This is a genomic window from Flavobacterium cupreum (genome assembly GCF_003996965.1).
GTDB classification, from domain to species: domain Bacteria; phylum Bacteroidota; class Bacteroidia; order Flavobacteriales; family Flavobacteriaceae; genus Flavobacterium; species Flavobacterium cupreum.
This window is the reverse complement of record NZ_QWDM01000104.1, coordinates 1-389: the sequence shown is the minus strand read 5'-3', so window position 1 is coordinate 389 and position 389 is coordinate 1. Positions and strand designations below refer to the sequence as shown.

General features: G+C 50.6%; 1 protein-coding gene. It reads left to right on the top strand.

The window, feature by feature from the left end; all coding sequences use genetic code 11:
- Nucleotides 1–149: 149 nt before the first annotated feature.
- On the top strand, nt 150–389 hold a 240-nt coding region (locus D0817_RS26805), incomplete at its 3' end, for an IS4/Tn5 family transposase DNA-binding protein (RefSeq protein WP_193555378.1).

The window sequence follows — 389 nt, the reverse complement described above, 5'->3', positions numbered from 1 at the left end:
AGGTTTATACACATCTCGCACTCGGACGCGCAACAGTGTCAATTTGACAATTCACGATTCAACAAAGTCGTTAACAATCAAGCTCTTAAAAATGTTGTTGTAAACTCTTGAGATTTCAGGTTTACTCTTGTCTTTTGCCTCATGGAATTATGACTGAATCGACGCACTGGACAGAAGTAGAATTTGCTGAACTTGACCTCGGAGACGCTCGCCTCGACAGCCGTGCAAAGAAGATCATGGCGCAGTTTTCGGACCGCCCATCTGCCAGCATCCCGAAGTCGTGCAACGGCTGGGGCGAAACGCTCGCCACCTACCGGTTTCTAGAGAACGACGCCGTCGAATGGCGTGACATCATGGAGCCGCACTGGGCGCAGACTCAGCAGCGCATG